The organism is Pseudorhodoplanes sp., from assembly GCF_050250235.1.
Classification (GTDB): Bacteria; Pseudomonadota; Alphaproteobacteria; order Rhizobiales; family Xanthobacteraceae; genus Pseudorhodoplanes.
Genome location: NZ_JBFWPA010000070.1, coordinates 1 through 16,117 on the forward strand (window position 1 = coordinate 1; position 16,117 = coordinate 16,117).

Annotated in this window: 15 protein-coding genes, 1 tRNA gene and 1 pseudogene; 7 read left to right on the forward strand and 10 right to left on the reverse strand. The window is 61.4% G+C overall.

The window, feature by feature from the left end; translation table 11 throughout:
• Window positions 1–117 precede the first annotated feature (117 nt).
• The 6 genes from AB7F49_RS24715 to AB7F49_RS24740 all read right to left on the reverse strand — a co-directional run bounded on the left by AB7F49_RS24715 (window position 118) and on the right by AB7F49_RS24740 (window position 8,714).
• Window positions 118–1,752, reverse strand: coding sequence for an ABC transporter ATP-binding protein (locus AB7F49_RS24715; RefSeq protein WP_428527325.1), 1,635 nt, complete (start codon window positions 1,750–1,752; stop codon window positions 118–120).
• Entirely contained in the window at window positions 1,749–2,930 is a 1,182-nt protein-coding gene (locus tag AB7F49_RS24720; RefSeq protein WP_428527327.1) for an ABC transporter permease, read from the reverse strand. Before AB7F49_RS24720 ends, AB7F49_RS24715 begins: the two co-directional genes overlap by 4 nt.
• A 1-nt stretch (window position 2,931) precedes the next feature.
• Entirely contained in the window at window positions 2,932–4,044 is a 1,113-nt protein-coding gene (locus AB7F49_RS24725) for a microcin C ABC transporter permease YejB (protein WP_428527328.1), read from the reverse strand.
• 59 nt (window positions 4,045–4,103) lie between these two features.
• On the reverse strand, window positions 4,104–5,966 hold the full coding sequence (locus AB7F49_RS24730; RefSeq protein ID WP_428527330.1) for an extracellular solute-binding protein: 1,863 nt from the start codon (window positions 5,964–5,966) through the stop codon (window positions 4,104–4,106).
• Window positions 5,963–7,858, reverse strand: a complete 1,896-nt coding sequence (locus tag AB7F49_RS24735; protein WP_428527332.1) for an extracellular solute-binding protein — start codon at window positions 7,856–7,858, stop codon at window positions 5,963–5,965. Before AB7F49_RS24735 ends, AB7F49_RS24730 begins: the two co-directional genes overlap by 4 nt.
• 190 nt (window positions 7,859–8,048) lie before the next feature.
• Window positions 8,049–8,714 (reverse strand): c-type cytochrome, encoded by a 666-nt coding sequence (locus AB7F49_RS24740; protein WP_428527334.1) that lies wholly within the window; start codon window positions 8,712–8,714, stop codon window positions 8,049–8,051.
• A gap of 159 nt (window positions 8,715–8,873) precedes the next feature.
• Here AB7F49_RS24740 and AB7F49_RS24745 point away from each other — a divergent pair, with 159 nt between their 5' ends.
• From AB7F49_RS24745 to AB7F49_RS24755, 3 genes are all read left to right on the forward strand, one after another.
• Window positions 8,874–9,611, forward strand: a complete 738-nt coding sequence (locus AB7F49_RS24745) for a 3-deoxy-manno-octulosonate cytidylyltransferase (protein WP_428527336.1) — start codon at window positions 8,874–8,876, stop codon at window positions 9,609–9,611.
• A 31-nt stretch (window positions 9,612–9,642) separates the two neighbouring features.
• On the forward strand, window positions 9,643–10,500 hold the full coding sequence (locus tag AB7F49_RS24750; protein WP_428527337.1) for a prephenate dehydratase: 858 nt from the start codon (window positions 9,643–9,645) through the stop codon (window positions 10,498–10,500).
• A 95-nt stretch (window positions 10,501–10,595) separates the two neighbouring features.
• Entirely contained in the window at window positions 10,596–11,582 is a 987-nt protein-coding gene (locus AB7F49_RS24755) for an amidohydrolase family protein (RefSeq protein ID WP_428527339.1), read from the forward strand.
• A gap of 43 nt (window positions 11,583–11,625) precedes the next feature.
• Here the strand turns inward: AB7F49_RS24755 and AB7F49_RS24760 are convergent, their stop codons facing one another.
• The 3 genes and pseudogenes from AB7F49_RS24760 to AB7F49_RS24770 all read right to left on the reverse strand — a co-directional run.
• Entirely contained in the window at window positions 11,626–11,880 is a 255-nt protein-coding gene (locus AB7F49_RS24760) for a FitA-like ribbon-helix-helix domain-containing protein (protein ID WP_428527341.1), read from the reverse strand.
• 134 nt (window positions 11,881–12,014) lie between these two features.
• Window positions 12,015–12,542, reverse strand: a complete 528-nt coding sequence (locus AB7F49_RS24765) for a c-type cytochrome (protein ID WP_428527384.1) — start codon at window positions 12,540–12,542, stop codon at window positions 12,015–12,017.
• A 132-nt stretch (window positions 12,543–12,674) separates the two neighbouring features.
• Window positions 12,675–12,890: pseudogene (locus AB7F49_RS24770) on the reverse strand (DUF1127 domain-containing protein); the annotation flags it as partial.
• A 194-nt stretch (window positions 12,891–13,084) separates the two neighbouring features.
• On the opposite strand from AB7F49_RS24770, the gene AB7F49_RS24775 reads away from it, so the two are divergent.
• Window positions 13,085–14,002 carry a LysR family transcriptional regulator gene (locus AB7F49_RS24775; protein ID WP_428527343.1) on the forward strand — a complete coding sequence of 306 codons (918 nt, stop codon included), beginning with the start codon at window positions 13,085–13,087 and terminating at the stop codon, window positions 14,000–14,002.
• Between the two features lie 30 nt (window positions 14,003–14,032).
• Here AB7F49_RS24775 and AB7F49_RS24780 read toward each other — a convergent pair whose 3' ends face one another.
• Complete coding sequence (locus AB7F49_RS24780; protein ID WP_428527345.1) at window positions 14,033–14,200, reverse strand: hypothetical protein; 168 nt, start codon at window positions 14,198–14,200, stop codon at window positions 14,033–14,035.
• Window positions 14,201–14,287: 87 nt separating this feature from the next.
• Between AB7F49_RS24780 and AB7F49_RS24785 the strand changes: the two genes are divergently transcribed.
• The 3 genes from AB7F49_RS24785 (at window position 14,288) to AB7F49_RS24795 (ending at window position 16,111) form a co-directional block, all read left to right on the forward strand.
• Window positions 14,288–14,377: transfer RNA gene (locus AB7F49_RS24785), tRNA-Ser, on the forward strand.
• 472 nt (window positions 14,378–14,849) lie between these two features.
• Window positions 14,850–15,122, forward strand: coding sequence for a hypothetical protein (locus tag AB7F49_RS24790; protein ID WP_428527347.1), 273 nt, complete (start codon window positions 14,850–14,852; stop codon window positions 15,120–15,122).
• Window positions 15,123–15,172: 50 nt separating this feature from the next.
• Window positions 15,173–16,111: a patatin-like phospholipase family protein gene (locus tag AB7F49_RS24795; protein ID WP_428527349.1), complete on the forward strand. Its 939-nt coding sequence runs from the start codon at window positions 15,173–15,175 to the stop codon at window positions 16,109–16,111.
• Window positions 16,112–16,117: the final 6 nt, after the last annotated feature.

Genomic DNA, 16,117 nt, shown 5'->3' on the forward strand with positions numbered 1-16,117 from the left:
GAACAAAAAGATTGCGAGTCATGATACTCCGGCGGCCGATGGTTTGCGTCAATGTTCTGGCGCAGCCACGCGGCAAACCGGAATCAAGATTGCGTTATATGGCCTCGAAGCGATGAATCACTCCAAAGCCTCATCGACTGCTGCCGTCTCGAGGTCGAATGCGGCGGCAAACAGCGCGCGGGTGTAATCGCTCCTTGGATTGCGAAACAGTTCCTGCGCAGGGCCCTGTTCCACGATCTTTCCGTTGCGCATGACAATCAGGCGGCTTGCCAGCGAAGCAACGACCTTCAGGTCGTGGGAGATGAAGAGATAGGTCAGATCGCGGCGCTTTTGCAGATCGCGCAGAAGGTCGCAAATCTGGCACTGGATCAGCATGTCGAGGGCGGAGGTCGGCTCATCCAGCACGACGAATTTCGGTTCCAGTACGATGGCGCGGGCGACCGCAATGCGCTGGCGCTGGCCGCCCGAGAACTCATGCGGATAGCGGAATCGGGTGTCCGGATCGAGCCCGACATCGTTGAGCGCCTGCACTACCATCGCTTCGCGCTCGCGCGGGGTCATCGTCGGATGGTGAACCTGCAGGCCTTCCTCCACGATATCGGCGACCGACATGCGCGGACTGAGCGATCCATACGGATCCTGGAACACGACCTGCATTGCGTGGCGGAACGGCCGCATTTCCTTGAAGGAAAGATCCTGGACCTCCTCGCCCATGAACACGATCGGTCCCTCGGAGGAGATCAGCCGCAGGATGGCAAGCCCGAGCGTCGTCTTGCCGGACCCGGATTCGCCGACGATCCCGAGCGTCTCCCCCTTGCGGATTTCGATCGAGATGCCGTCGACCGCCTTGATGTGACCGACGGTCGAGCGCAGGACCCCGCGTTTAATCGGAAACCAGACCTTGAGATCATCGGTCCTGACCATTACCGGCGCGTCCGGCTGCAACGGCGCGGGGTCGGGCGTCGGCTCGGCGGCGAGCAGCGCCTGCGTGTATGGATGCTCCGGCTTTGCGAAAACGCGTCCAACCTCGCCCTGTTCGACGATCTTGCCCTGGTTCATGACGCATACCCGATCGGCGATCTTGCGTACGATGCCGAGATCGTGGGTGATGAAAAGAATCGCCATGCCGAGTCGGGCCTGCAGATCCTTCAGAAGCCTCAGTATTTGCGCTTGTACCGTGACGTCGAGTGCGGTTGTCGGTTCGTCGGCAATCAGCAGGTCGGGCTCGTTGGCCAGCGCCATCGCAATCATCACGCGCTGACGCTGGCCGCCGGACATCTGGTGCGGATAGCTTTTCAGCCGGCTGGCGGGATCGGGGATCCCGACCTGCCTCAGAAGCTCGACAACGCGCTTCGTCGCCGCCTCGCCCCGCAGACCGGCGTGCAACTCCAGAATCTCGCGGATCTGCCGCTCGATGGTGTGGAGCGGATTGAGCGAGGTCATCGGCTCCTGAAAGATGATCGTGATGTCGTTGCCGCGGATTTTGCGGATGTCGCGCTCGGACATGCCGAGCAATTCGCGGCCCTTGAACTGAATGGATCCGGTCGGATGACTCGCTGCCGGATAGGGCAGAAGTTTCATCACCGACAGTGCGGTGACAGATTTCCCGGAGCCGGACTCGCCGACCAGTGCAACGGTCTCGCGTTTCGCTACGTCGAACGAGATGCGGTCAACCGCGAGCGTCGTTCGTCCGGCCTGCGTGAAGGCAATCGAAAGGTCCTCCACGCGCAGCAGCGGGCCTGGGCTTTTCATGAAAATATCTTCCGCGGATCGAAGGCGTCGCGCACTGCCTCGCCGATGAACACAAGCAGGGACAGCATGATGGCAATGGTGAAGAAGCCCGACAGGCCGAGCCAGGGCGCCTGGATATTGGCCTTGCCCTGCGCCAGCAGTTCGCCCAGCGAAGGCGATCCCGGCGGCAGACCAAGCCCGAGAAAATCCAGCGATGTCAGCGTTCCGACCGACGCCGACAGCAGAAACGGCATCATCGTGAGGGTTGCCACCATGGCATTCGGGAGCAGGTGACGGAACATGATGCGGATGTCGGACACGCCGAGCGCGCGCGCCGCCATCACGTATTCGAAGTTGCGGCAACGCAGGAATTCGGCTCGCACGAGGTTGACCAGCGATACCCAGGAAAACAGCAGCAGAATGCCAAGCAGCACGAAGAAGCTGGGTATCAGCACCGACGAGATGATCATCAGCAGGAAGAGGGTCGGCACCGAGGTCCAGATTTCCAGACCGCGCTGAAAGAACAGGTCCACCTTGCCGCCGAAGAAGCCCTGGATCGCGCCCGCGATCACACCGATCACCGACGAGATGCTGGTCAGGATCAGGCCGAACAAAACCGAGATGCGGAAGCCATAGATGATGCGGGCAAGTACGTCGCGGCCCTGATCGTCGGTTCCAAGCCAGTTGAACTCGAGATCGCTGCAGCCGGACAGTTTCTTGCGTTCGACCACCGGCCGGCATTGCTCCTCGGTGAGAAGCCAGGTCGGCTTCGACGGCGCCGGCGTGGGAAGATCAAGATTGTGCGTCGAATAAGAATAGCGGATCGGCGGCCACCACATCGAGCCGCCGGCCTCCGCGATCTTCTCCTGCAGATAGGGGTCGCGATAGTCCGCGGCGGTTTCGAATTCTCCACCGAATGTGGTCTCCGCGTAGGTGAATATTGCCGGAAAATACAGCCGTCCATTGTATTGAACCATGAAAGGCTTGTCGTTCGCGATCACTTCCGCAAACAGCGACGCGATGAACAGGAACAGGAAAATCCAGAGCGCGTAAAATCCGCGGCGGTTGCGTTTGAAGTTCTGCCAGCGCCGACGGTTGATCGGCGAAAGCTTCAGCGGCCGGCGTTCGGGCGGGATCACGAGCCCCGTCGGCCCGATCGACTCGGTCTCCGGCATCGTGGTCGGGACGCGCGCATCCATGTCAGACCTCGCGTGCCTCGAAGTCGATGCGGGGATCGACAAGTGTATAGACAATGTCGGAGGCCAGGCTGACCACGAGACCGACCAGAGCGAAGATGTAAAGCGTGGCGAAGGTCACCGCGTAGTCACGGTTCATGATGCTTTCAAAGCCGAGCAGGCCAAGACCATCCAGCGAGAAGATGGTCTCGATCAAAAGCGCTTCCGCGAAGAAGGCGCTGATAAAGGTCGCCGGAAATCCTGCGATGATGATCAGCATTGCGTTGCGAAAGACGTGGCCATACAGCACGCGCGAGCTCTTGCAGCCCTTGGCTCGAGCGGTCAGCACGTATTGCTTGCGGATTTCGTCGAGGAACGAGTTCTTGGTCAGAAGGGTCATGGTGGTGAAGGCGCTGAGCGACATTGCGATCAGCGGCAGCGTCAGATGCCAGAAGTAATCCAGAATCTTGCTGTACCACGGCAGTTGCGCCCAGTTGTCCGAGGTGAGTCCTCTCAGGGGGAACAGATCGAAGAACGAACCGCCGGCGAACAGGATGATCAGCAGGATCGCAAACAGAAATCCCGGGATTGCGTAGGCGACGATGATGACCGCGGAGGTCCATGTATCGAAGCGCGTTCCGTCTTTCACCGCCTTGCGGATGCCGAGCGGAATGGAAACCGCATAGGCAAGGAGCATCATCCACAATCCGAGCGAGATAGAGACCGGCAGCTTTTCCTTGATGAGGTCGATGACGCTGACATCGCGAAAGTAGCTCTTTCCGAAATCGAACCGGATGTAGTTCCACAGCATCAGAAAGAAGCGCTCATGGGCCGGCTTGTCGAAGCCGAACTGCCTTTCGAGCTGCTTGATGAATTCCGGATCGAGGCCCTGCGCGCCGCGGTATTTCGAGGCCCCGCCGTCGAGCCCTCCGGGCCCCTCCATGCCGCGCCCGGCGAAGTCGCCGCTCTGAGAGCCCGAAATTCGAGACGTCGCGCCGGTGTCGGACCCGGACAATTGCGCAATCACGCGCTCGACCGGGCCGCCGGGTGCGAACTGGATGACAACAAACGATACCAGCATGATCCCAAACAGGGTCGGGATCATGAGCAGAAGGCGGCGAACAATATAGGCGCTCATGTCGTTCGGCCCATCATGGCGATCTTGCAGTCAAGCGGGAACCCTGTACAGCCAGAACGCTATCCCCGTTGCTCCAGTTGCCTCGCCTTGGCGGGATCGTACCACCATGTCTCAGGAATGCCGCGGGCAAATTTCGGCTTGCCCTGCGCGGGCCGGTCGAACACGTCCCAATAGGCGATCCAGTGCGATGCCTTGTACCAGTGCGGCACCCAGTAGCGGCCGGCGCGGATGACCCGGTCGAGGGCACGGCAGGCGGTCACAAGTTCCGGTCGCGTTGGCGCCGAAACGATCAGATCGATCAGCGAATCGACGACCGGATCGGAAATGCCGGCCAGATTCTGGGAGCCCTTGACTGCGGCGGCGCGCGAAGAGAAATAGGATCGTAGCGACTCGCCGGGGACGGTCGAGAAGCCGAAACGCTGGATCACCACGTCGAAATCGAACTCGTTGGTTCTGGCTTTCAGTTGCACCGGATCGACCATCCGCACGTTCGCATCAATCCCGAGAACCCCGAGGTTCTTGATATACGGCATGTGGTGCGCCTGGAAGCTCGGCTCCTCCAGCAGGAATTCGATTGTCATGCGATTGCCTTGCGGCGTCACGCGCTTGCCATTCTTCACCGGATAGCCGGCCTCGTTCAGAAGCCGCGTGGCATGACGCAGCAGGTTGCGATCCTGACCCGAACCATCCGTCACCGGCGGGACGAAGGGCTCACTGAACACCTCGTTGGGCACCTTGCCGCGGAACGGTTCGAGCAGCTTCAGTTCTTCGGTCCCAGGTTTGCCGGTCGCCATCAGGTCGGAATTCTGGAACACGGAATGGGTCCGGTCGTAGGAGCCGTACATGATCGTGCGGTTGGTCCACTCGAAGTCGAAGGCGTAGATCAGCGCCTCGCGCAGCCTTGCGTCCTGGAATTTCGGCCGTCGCGTGTTGAGGAACCATCCTTGGGCTCCGGACGGCGTTTCGTCCTTCAGAACATCGCGCTTCACGCGGCCGTCGCGAATTGCAGGGAACTCGTAGCGCGTAGCCCAGATGCGCGAAGTGAATTCCTCTCGGAAGGTGTAGTTTTTGCCCGTGAAGCCCTCGAAGGCCACGTCACGGTCGCGGTAGAACTCATAACGGATCACGTCGAAATTGTGCAGTCCGCGTTGGACCGGCAGATCGGCGCCCCACCAGTCCTTTACCCGCTCGTACTCGATGTAACGGCCAGCCTCGAAACGACCGACCTTGTAGGGTCCGCTGCCGAGGGGAACATCGAGGGAAGTCTCCTCGAACGGCCGCTGCCCGTAATAGAGGCGCGAGAAGATCGGCATCCCGGCAACGAAGAGAGGCACGTCACGACCGCGCTTCTCCTTGAAGCGCGCGACTACGGTGATCTCGTCTGGAGCTTCCGCGCCTTCGAAATCGCGCATGAGGCTCTGGATGATGGGGTGGCCCTTGGCCTTCAGCACGTTGAGCGAAAAAGCTACGTCATGCGCGCTCAAGGAACTGCCATCGTGAAACGAAAGTCCCGGCCGGAGCGCAAAGCGATAGACGAGGCCGTCCTCTGAAATCTCGACGGACCTGGCAGCAAGGCCGTAGATCGAGTCGGGCTCGTCGGAGGCGCTTGTCATCAGGCTAGCGAACGTGCGCTCCATGCCAAGCGCGGCATCTCCTTTCAGGATATAACTGTTGAGCGTATTGAAGGTCAGGAAATTCTGGTTGAACAGACGGTTGGTGCCGATCAGGGAAAATGTTCCGCCCTTCGGCGCGTTCGGATTGACATAATCGAAATGCGCGAAATCCGCTGGATATTTGAGATCGCCGAACGCCGAAAGGCCGTGCGTTTCGCGCGCGACCGCCAGCCCTGCCCGTGGGAGCGTCAGCGCCCCTGCGGCCGCTGCTGTGATCGTGAGGACATTGCGACGCGTGAGAGCCCTCACGAACGAGATCCCGCCTTCGCCGCCTTTTGCGCGTCCCACCACCACACCGTCGGAAAGCCCGACAGGCCGTATTTCGGAAGCGGATCGGGTCGGGCGAACCGATCCCAGCGCGCGGTGCGCACCTTGCCATAGGTCCATTGCGGCACCACGAAATGATGCCACAATAGCACGCGATCGAGCGCGCGGGTTGAGGCGATCAGTTCGGCGCGGTTCTTTGCGAACACCACGCGATCGATAAGCGTGTCGATGGCGGCATCCCGGATGCCCACATAGTTGCGGGAGCCGACCTGGTCGGCCGCCTTTGAACCCCAATAGCCGCGCTGTTCGTTTCCCGGCGACAGCGACTGTCCCCATGATGCGAGGATCACGTCGAAGTCCCAATTTCGCTGCCGGTTCTCGTATTGCGTCGCGTCTACCACGCGAATGGATACGTCGACGCCGACGCGCTCCAGCAGCGGCTTCCAGAAGCTCACAATGCGCTCGAAGGTGGGCTGCGAAAGCAAAACCTCGACCGTCATTTTCTCGCCGGTCTTGATGTTGAACAGCTTGTGCTCGCGCACTTCCCAGCCGGCTTCGCGGAACAGACGCAGCGCCTCGCGCATGTTCCGTCGCACCGCCGCGGCGTCTCCGGCCTTGGGATTGCTGAACACGGTCGTGAACACTTCCGGCGGAACCTTGTCTTTGACCGTCTGCAGAATGTCCAGTTCCTGACCTTCGGGCAGGCCGGAGGACGCAAGCTCGGTGCCTTCGAAATAGCTGTTGATGCGCCGGTATTGACCGAAGAAAATCTGCTTGTTCATCTCTTCGAAATCGAAGGCGTAGTTGAAGGCGCGCCGCACGCGCGGATCCTTGAACTTGTCGCGCCGCGTGTTGAACGCGAAGCATTGCATGATACCGAAGTTGCGGATGTCGAATTCCTCGAGAACGACGCGCTTGTCGCGTACCGCAGGGAAATCGTATGCGGTCGCCCAGTCCTTCGCGCTATTCTCGTAGCGCCAGTCGAGGGTGTCGGCCTTGAACGCCTCGAGTGCGACCGTGGAATCGCGAAAATATTCGTATCGAAGCTCGTCAAAATTGTTGGTTCCGACATTGACGTTGATGTCGTTGCCCCAATAGTCCGGCACGCGCTCGTAATAGACGCTGCGGCCGGCGACGAAAGCCTTCACCCGATAGGCACCGGAACCGAGCGGCGGCTCGATCATCGTCTGGGAAATATCGCGCTGACGCCCCTGCTCGTCCTTCCCCTCCCACCAATGCTTTGGCAGCACATTGAGCTGCCCGATGATCTGCGGCAACTCGCGGTTGCCGGCTTGATCGAAGGTGAAGGTGATGTCGCGCTCGCCGGTCTTCTCCGCCTTCACAACATGCCGATAATAGGCGGAGAGTTGCGGATCGTGCTTTCTGAATGCCTCGAACGAGAAAATCACATCGTCAGCGGTGACCGGCTTGCCATCATGCCATCTCGCCTGGGCCCGCAGTCGGTAAGTGCAACTCGAGAAATCGTCGGGATGACTGACCGATTCCGCGAGCAATCCGTATTCCGTCGAAACCTCATCGAGCGACGAGGCCATCAGCGTGTCGTAGATACTCGCAATCCCGGCCGCCATCGAGCCTTTCACGCGGCCGACCACCAGATTGAAATTGTCGAAGGTGCCGATTGCTACCTGGCGCACCACGCCGCCGCGCGGTGCCTTCGGGTTCACGTAGTCGAAATTCTTGAAGCCCGCCGGGTATTTCAGTTCGCCGAACAGCGACAATCCGTGCCGCCATGTCTGGGCTGGCGCCGAACTCTGGGCAAGCGCTTTGTGGTTGCCTAGTCCTTCGAGGACGGCGGCGGGGGCGGCCAGCGCGAGAGCGCCGGCACGGATCAGGGTACGGCGGGACAGGCTCAAGGTACGGCTCCGGTCGCTGGAGGGGCAATGCCAAATTGCCCTTTTATGTATGACAGATTTACGGATAACCCCACTGGCGCTGCCTTAAAAGGCGGTAATTTTGGCGGGCGCGTGGGTTCAGGTTTAACGCCATCCCGCGATGCAAAAACGGCCGGGCAGAGCCCGGCCGCGGAACATTGGCACGCGCGTCTTATGGCTTCTCCGCCGGCGGCGGAGCCGGCGAGGTTTGCGCCGGGGGTGCTGCCGGAGCGCCTTGCGCCGGGGGTGCTGCCGGAGCGGCGTCGGCCGCTTTGGGTGCCGCAGCGGGCGCTTCGGCCGCCTTGGGCAGGGGCACCGGATTGTCCGCGAGCGTGTGCAGATAGTTGATCAGGTCGGCGCGCTGGCCGCCGCGGGAAAGGCCCGCATAGCCCATGCTCGTGCCGGGGAGCCAGGTCTTCGGGCTCGCGATGAAATGGTCGAGATCGTCATAGGTCCAGTTTCCGCCCTTGGCCTTCAGGGCCGCCGAATAATTGAAGCCTTCGTGTGAGGCTTTGGCGCGGTCGACGATGCCATAGAGGTTCGGTCCGACCCGGTTCGGGCCACCCTTTTCAAAGGTGTGACACGCCGCGCATTGCTTCGCTGCGGTCTGTCCCTTCTGCGGATCGGAGTTGGCGAGTCGCACGGCGATCGGTTCGGCCGGTTCAGGCTTGGCGGTTTCGGTGCCGCCAGGCAACTGATCCGGCACCGCGATCGCGTAGCCGGGCTTCTCCACCTTGCCGGGAGCGAAAATCGCGCCCGCCGCGATGTTGAGGGTTAGAACACCAAGGCAGGTCGCCAGCAAGGCGCCCAGGATCTTGTTGAGTTCGAAGGAGTCCATCGGCGCTCCGCAGCAGCCCGTGATCGTGAAAAGCGCACGGGAAACCCGCACGGCGGCGCACCATTAGCCGGTTTGCGCCACGGGTGGCAACCCGTATAAGCGGACCCATCCCTGCGACAATGGTGGGACCGGGCTCACCCCGAAACACCTCCTGCATCCATGCCAAGAACCGATGTCCTGATCCTGATCCCGGCGCGGATGGCCGCCACCCGGCTGCCCGGCAAGCCGCTCGCCGACATCGCCGGCAAGCCGATGATCGAGCACGTGATCCGGCGCGCTGAAGCCGCGAGGCTCGGCGAGGTGGTGGTCGCGACCGATTCCGAGCCCATCCTTGCCGCGGTCGAGAAGGCCGGCGCCCGTGCCCTGATGACCCGCGCCGACCATGCCTCCGGCTCCGACCGGATTTTCGAGGCGCTTCAGATCGCCGATGCGGACGGCCGGATCGGGGTGGTGGTCAATGTCCAGGGCGATCTGCCGACGCTCGCGGCAGACGATCTGCGTTCGGCGGTCGCTCTGCTGGACGATCCGGCAGTCGATATCGGCACGCTGGCCGCCGAGATCGTCAGGGAGGACGAGCGCACGAATCCCAATGTCGTGAAGATCGTTGGCTCACCCATTGCTGCACACAGGTTGCGCGCGCTGTATTTCACACGCGCTACCGCACCTTACGGCGACGGACCATTATACCACCATATCGGTCTGTATGCCTATCGGCGCGCTGCGCTGGAGCGCTTCGTCTCGCTGCCGCCGTCCATGCTCGAAAAACGCGAGAAGCTCGAACAGCTACGAGCACTCGAAGACGGTATGCGCATCGATGCTTCGATCGTCTCCTCGGTGCCGCTCGGCGTGGACACCCCGGAGGATCTCGAAACCGCGCGCCGGCTCCTCGGCCGTTGACCTCCCATATCTGCAAGGCTTAACGACGCCCATGACAAAGAAGAGAATATCGTTCCAGGGCGAGCCCGGCGCCAACTCGCACCTGGCCTGCCGCGAGGCCTATCCCGACTTCGAGCCGATGCCTTGCGCGACCTTCGAGGATGCGTTTGCCGCGGTGGCGAACGGCGAGGCGGCGCTGGCCATGATCCCGATCGAAAACTCGGTCGCCGGACGTGTCGCCGACATCCATCATCTGATGCCGCGCTCGGGGCTGCATATCGTCGCCGAGTGGTTCCTGCCGGTGAAGCATCAACTGATGGCGCCGAAGGGCGCGACGCTCGATGGCATCAAGACCGTCGAGAGCCATGTCCATGCGCTCGGTCAGTGCCGCAACATCATCCGCAAGCTGAAGGTGAAGGCGATCGTCGCCGCCGACACCGCGGGCTCCGCGCGCGAAGTCGCCGAACGCGGCGACAAGACCTGCGCGGCCATCGCCTCGCGGCTCGCGGCCGAGATTTACGGGCTCGACATCCTCGCCGAGGATGTCGAGGACGAATCGCACAATACGACGCGGTTCATCGTGCTGGCGCGCGAAGCCAAATGGGCGGAGCCCGGCAACGGGCCCGTGGTCACCACCTTCATCTTCCGGGTGCGCAACATCCCGGCCGCGCTCTACAAGGCGATGGGCGGTTTCGCGACCAACGGCGTCAACATGACCAAGCTCGAAAGCTACATGATCGAGGGCAATTTCTTCGCCACCATGTTCTACGCCGACATCGAGGGTCACCCTGATGACCACAACGTGACGCTGGCGCTGAAGGAACTGGAATACTTCTCCAAGGAAACGAAGATTCTCGGCGTCTACCCGGCGCATCCCTATCGTGCGACCTTCAGCGAGCAGGCAGAGTAAGGCGGCGCGCGCGGAACCAACGGGCGCTCGTTCAGGCAGGGTGCGCCAAGCAAACATGGCTTGAACAACGGCCTGAGAAATCCGAGGAAACATCCATGCCGGTGATCGACGTCCATACCCACATGCTCACGCTCGACTACCTTGAGCTACTGCGTGCCAACGGCACCGGCAAATACACACTGAAGAAGACCAAGGCCGGACAGGACGCGGTGCATCTCTACGATGCGCCGTTCATGACGCTGTTTCCGGGCATGTGGGATTACGAACTGCGCATCAGGAAGATGGACGAGGCCAGGGTCGATGTCGCCATCGTCTCGCTGACCTGCCCGAACGCCTATTGGGGCGGCCGCGAGGTGGCGCTCAAGGCCGCGCAGATGGTCAACGATTCGATGGCCGAGCAGCAGCGCGCGAAGCCCGACCGGATTCGCTGGTTCGCGTCGCTGCCGTTTCAATATGCCGACGACGCCAGGGCCGAACTGGCGCGCTGCGTCCAGCGCGGCGCGGTCGGCGTGATGGTGATCGCCAACATCGACGGCGAGGACCTCACTAATCCGAAATTTGCCCCGGTATGGGCCGAGATCGACAGGCTCGGACTGCCGGTGCTGGTGCATCCCGGCGCGCCGCAGGGCGTGCGCGAACAGCACATGGACGAATTCAACATGATTCCGCCGGTCGGATTCATGTGCGACACCACGCTCGCCTTCGTGCGCATGATCTATTCGGGCTTCCTCGACACATATCCGAACATCAAGCTGATCGCGGCGCATGGCGGCGCGACGCTGCCCTATCTGGCGGGCCGGCTCGACCGCTGCTGGGAAATGATCCCGGGCTGCTCCGAGGTGATCAAGGACAAGCCTTCCGCCTACCTGCAGCGCATCTGGTACGACAGCGTCCTGTACGATCCGCGTGCGCTTGAGCTTTGCATCTCGGTGGCGGGCTCGCCCGACCGCGTCCTTTACGGCTCGGATTATCCGCACAATATCGGCGACATGATCGGCTGCCTCGCGCGGGTCAACGCGCTGCCCGCCGATCAGGCGAGGCGGATCGCGGGGAAGAATGCGGAGGCGCTGTTCGGGCTGTGAGGTCGGTCGTCGAGACTTGGGTGTCGACCGAGAGTACCTGCCATCAGTCGCGTTCGCGCGTAGGCACTTCAATCGGATCGCGATCCTCGACGCTGGAAGGTTTCGGCATGTCTTTTAGTGCGGCAAGCGCAGCGCGGCGTCGCAAACGTTCCTTCAACTCGTCAAGTGTCGGCTGCTCCGCAATCTTCCTGACCTCTGCCAACAGGTAGTCGGACAGCGACATGCCTGATCGTTCTGCGCGCGCCTTAAGCTTGCGATGCAGATCGTCTGGCAAATCGCGGATGTCGATAATCGGCACGGAGCGAATATACCATGGGCAGTCCTTTACGACACGTGCAGGAGCCGGGAGCGCCAAGCTCCCACACTTCCACGGCGCCAGCTGCCCGCCATCCCGCGGAGCGGAGGCCGGCGGCTCCGCCGGCGATCTTTTGGTCACCTTGCTGACGAACCCTCTGTCGCCGCTTGCGGCGGCACGATCTTCATCACGAACGAGGTCGGCTGCTCATTCGGACCGAACGGACCCGGCACCTTGTTCTTCACCGGCTTCAGGCTCTTGAGATAGACGGCGATGGCACGCACATCCTGCGCCGTCAGGCTCGCAAAAGCGTGCCAGGGCATGATCGGCGCAAGCTCGCGCCCGTCGGGCCGCCGGCCCCTGGTGATGGCGATGGCGATCTGCTCTGCCGACCAGGCACCGAGCCCGGTTTCCGGATCGGGCGTCAGATTGGGGCCGTGAAAGACGCCAAGACCGGGAATCTCGAATCCGACTTCCGAGCCGCCGAGAAAGCGCGCCATGTCCGGTTTTCCAAAGAAATAGCCCGGCGTATGGCAATCGTTGCAGCCGCCGAGCGTCACGAGATACTGGCCGCGCCTGATCTGCGCATCCTGCGCGAGACCGGCGTCGGGGCTGGCGCACGCCACGTAGAATGCAGCGGCCGCGGCGAACAGCATGCGAAACATGGCGAAAGGCGCCGGACGGCCGTCACGGCTGTGATACAGTCTTCGCCGGGCCGTGCTGCGGTTGACCCGATCGGCGGCCGGGCGCGTCTGATCACTCTTGCCCGAGGCCAGCGCAGCGGCAACGAACTGTATGTCGCTGCGGTTGAGGCCGATATCGCGCAGCATCAGGTCCGGCAGCGCGTTCAACTCGCGCTGAACCTTGCCGGCAACCAGTGCGCATTCGATCGCCTCCGCAAGGCGGATGGCGAACTGGCGGACGCGGGCCGCCACACTCAATTCCTTGACGGGGCGGGGAATGACAACATCGGTCATGGCAGACTCCATCCGTGGCGCATTCGCGATGCGCATGACTTCGTTCAGGTCCGCAATGCGGAGCCGGAGTTGGGGGCAGATCAGGGCGTGGCGCGGCCATCGACCTGACCGGCAAGACTCTGATTTCGCTGGTGATTGTTTATTCGCCCATGCGGCTGAGATAGGTTCGGCGGTGACCCGCAACAATCAGCGTTCTTGCCAAGTCATTCTGCATTTTTGCAGGATGCAACATGATCGATTGGTCGGACCTTCGCTTCGTCCTCGCTGTGGCGCGAGCGGGATCGGCGCTGCGCGCAGCGCAGGCACTCGGCGTCAATCAGACCACGGTGATGCGGCGCATCACCCAACTGGAGGCCGTCATCGGCGAGACGCTCTTCGAACGCCGGCAGAGCGGCTATCATCCGACGCCACTCGGGGCGCGCATGACGGTGGTCGCGGGTCGCATCGAGGACGAGGTCACGGCGCTTGAGATTGCGATCGGTGCGGAGCAACGCCAGCTTTCCGGCCGCGTGCGACTCACCACCAGCGAGGCACTCGCGAGCCAGCTCGTGGCGCCTTTGCTGGCGGATTTTCGCAAGCAGCATTCCGGCATTGTGGTCGAGCTGTTCGCTGACGATCGCCGCTTCGACCTTGCACGCGGTGACGCCGACATTGCCCTGCGCACAGGATCGCGGCCGGACGGCGCAGGTGTTGTCGCGCGCCGTCTGCCGAATGTGACCTGGAGCGTGTATTGCAGCGCCTCCTATGCCGAAGAACACGGGGCGCCGGCATCGGTCGACACACTCGACGGTCATCCGATCCTCGATATCGATGGCGCGCTTGCAGGCCGCCCCGCTCCGCTCTTCCTGATACGGGCGGCGCCGAATTCCAGGGTGAGCGCGCGCAGCAACAGCCTCGGCAATCTCGTCTCCGCATTGAAGGCCGGTCTCGGCATCGCCATGCTGCCCTGTCTGATCGGCGACGCCGACCCGGAACTGGTGCGCTGTCTGCCGCCGGTCGAAGAGCTGGATTCGGAGATGTGGCTGATCGTGCGGGAGGACGTCAGGTCCGCACCGCATGTGCGCGCCTTCGCCGATTTTCTGGCAGCACGGATTCAAGCGATGCGCGCACAGCTGGCCGGCGAAAGCGACAAGGCGCGGGCGTCATGACTGGTTCCTGAATTTGCAATTGCCATCGCTTCACACCGGCTTTTCGATTGCTGCAGCGCTGGCCAAATCCGGCGATGCAGGAAAAGGCGGCAAAATGCGGAGACGCCGCACCGGATGGGCGTGAACGGCTTCGATCGGCTGGTGCGCCGGGTGCGGCATTTGCGGGTCGAATATCCAGGACTGCAGCGAGCGGATCATCAGCGCCGGCCATTGACCCTTGTTTCGTTCAGACTCCTTGGCTAAGTAACGCCCCGTCCGAGGGTGTTTGCCCTCCGTCGGCCCCGCGGAGAGGTGGCTGAGTGGTTGAAAGCACCGCACTCGAAATGCGGCATACTCGCAAGGGTATCGGGGGTTCGAATCCCTCCCTCTCCGCCAGATACCTTTGAAATAATTGAATAATTTCCGATTTTTGAGGTTCGCCCCTCGTTTCGCCCTACGTTTGGTCGGCCAATTCTAAGGCCCGTACGCACATGCGTTCTTCGGACCACTACGAGAGTTGTCCAGGCCGGAAAAACGTGCCGGTTGGGCCCCGGCGACCAAAGAGAAGCAACCCTCGGACCGGACGACGAGCGGCCGACCTGATTCGCGGCGAAATCAACCCGATTGTGCATAAGTCTTGTGGACAAGACCGATGGAACTACTACGGGTTGACAGCGGCGGTAAGACTCGGCCTGATAGCACCCGACGCGGAAAAGCATGAAGCCGCCAAGGCTGGTACCCGTGGCGGCTTCTAGCTTTCCGTACCGCGAAACCCCTTAGCCGGGCTGCGGTCTCTGGAGAGCGAACGCCCCATAGAATCAGTTGGGGACTCCTCGGTCAAGCCCGGCGCAAGACGTGGTGAACAACTATGTCGCGCTATCAGGTGAATTACGACCTCCGGAAACCGGGGCGGAACTACGACAATCTCTACAAGCGCCTCGCTGAATGGCGAGCAGTTCGCGTTCTGAAGTCCGCATGGATCATCGAGACGCAGGCTACGGCCGTCGCGATCCGTGATGATCTTGCCAAGCATATCGACGCGAACGACGGCTTGCTCGTCACCGGCATGACCGGCGAGGCCGCGTGGCAGCAGCTCGACGGAAACTCCGCGAACTTTTTGCTCGGCACTCGCGCCGCCTAAAACTAAGCCCGGCCTTAGCGCCGGGCTTTCCATTATCTGGAGGGGATTCAATGGCGGAGTTCTCCGCGGAAAAACCATGCCGCATTCTGAGTCTCGACGGCGGAGGCGCGAAAGGCTTCTACACCCTTGGAGTGCTTCGCGAGATCGAAGGCATGGTCGGCGCGCCGCTTTGTGAGCGGTTCGATCTTATTTTTGGAACGAGCACTGGCGCCATAATTGCTGCGCTTCTTGGAATTGGTAAGTCGGTCAAAGAGATCAGCGCGCTTTACGAAAAGTATGTGCCCGTGATCATGCAGATGAAATCGCCGGCAGACAAATCGCGCGCGCTTGCAAAGCTTGGATCCGAAGTTTTCAAGAATGACAAGTTCGACAAAATGAAAACCGGGATGGGAATCGTCACCACGAAGTGGGTTATCGAGCGCCCCATGATCTTTAAGACTAGCATCGAGCAGGCACACGGCCGAATGGGAACATTCGCGCCCGGCTTTGGAGTTACGATTTCCGACGCCGTGCAGGCGTCATGTTCAGCGTTCCCGTTCTTCGAGCGGAAGATCGTAAAAACCGAACATGGCGACATTGTCGAGCTAATCGACGGCGGCTATTGCGCGAACAATCCCACTCTCTACGCGATTGCCGACGCGATCATGGCTCTTAAGCTTGCTCCTGAGCTAATCCGCGTTGTGAGCGTCGGTGTCGGTGTCTACCCCGCACCAAAGTACAGTTGGTTCACAAAAACTCGCTGGTACCAGAAATTACTGAGCGTCCAGCTCTTACAAAAGACGCTCGAAATCAACACGCAGTCGATGGATCAGCTGCGTCATATTCTCTTCAAGCAAATCCCGACCGTTCGGATAAGCGACACGTTCGAGCAGCCGGAGATGGCTACAGACCTGTTTGAGCACAACATGAAGAAATTGAACATTCTACGTCAGCGCGGAAGCGAGTCTTTCGCCAAGCATGAAGCGACGCTCAAAGACTTTCTTTTGTAGGAGACT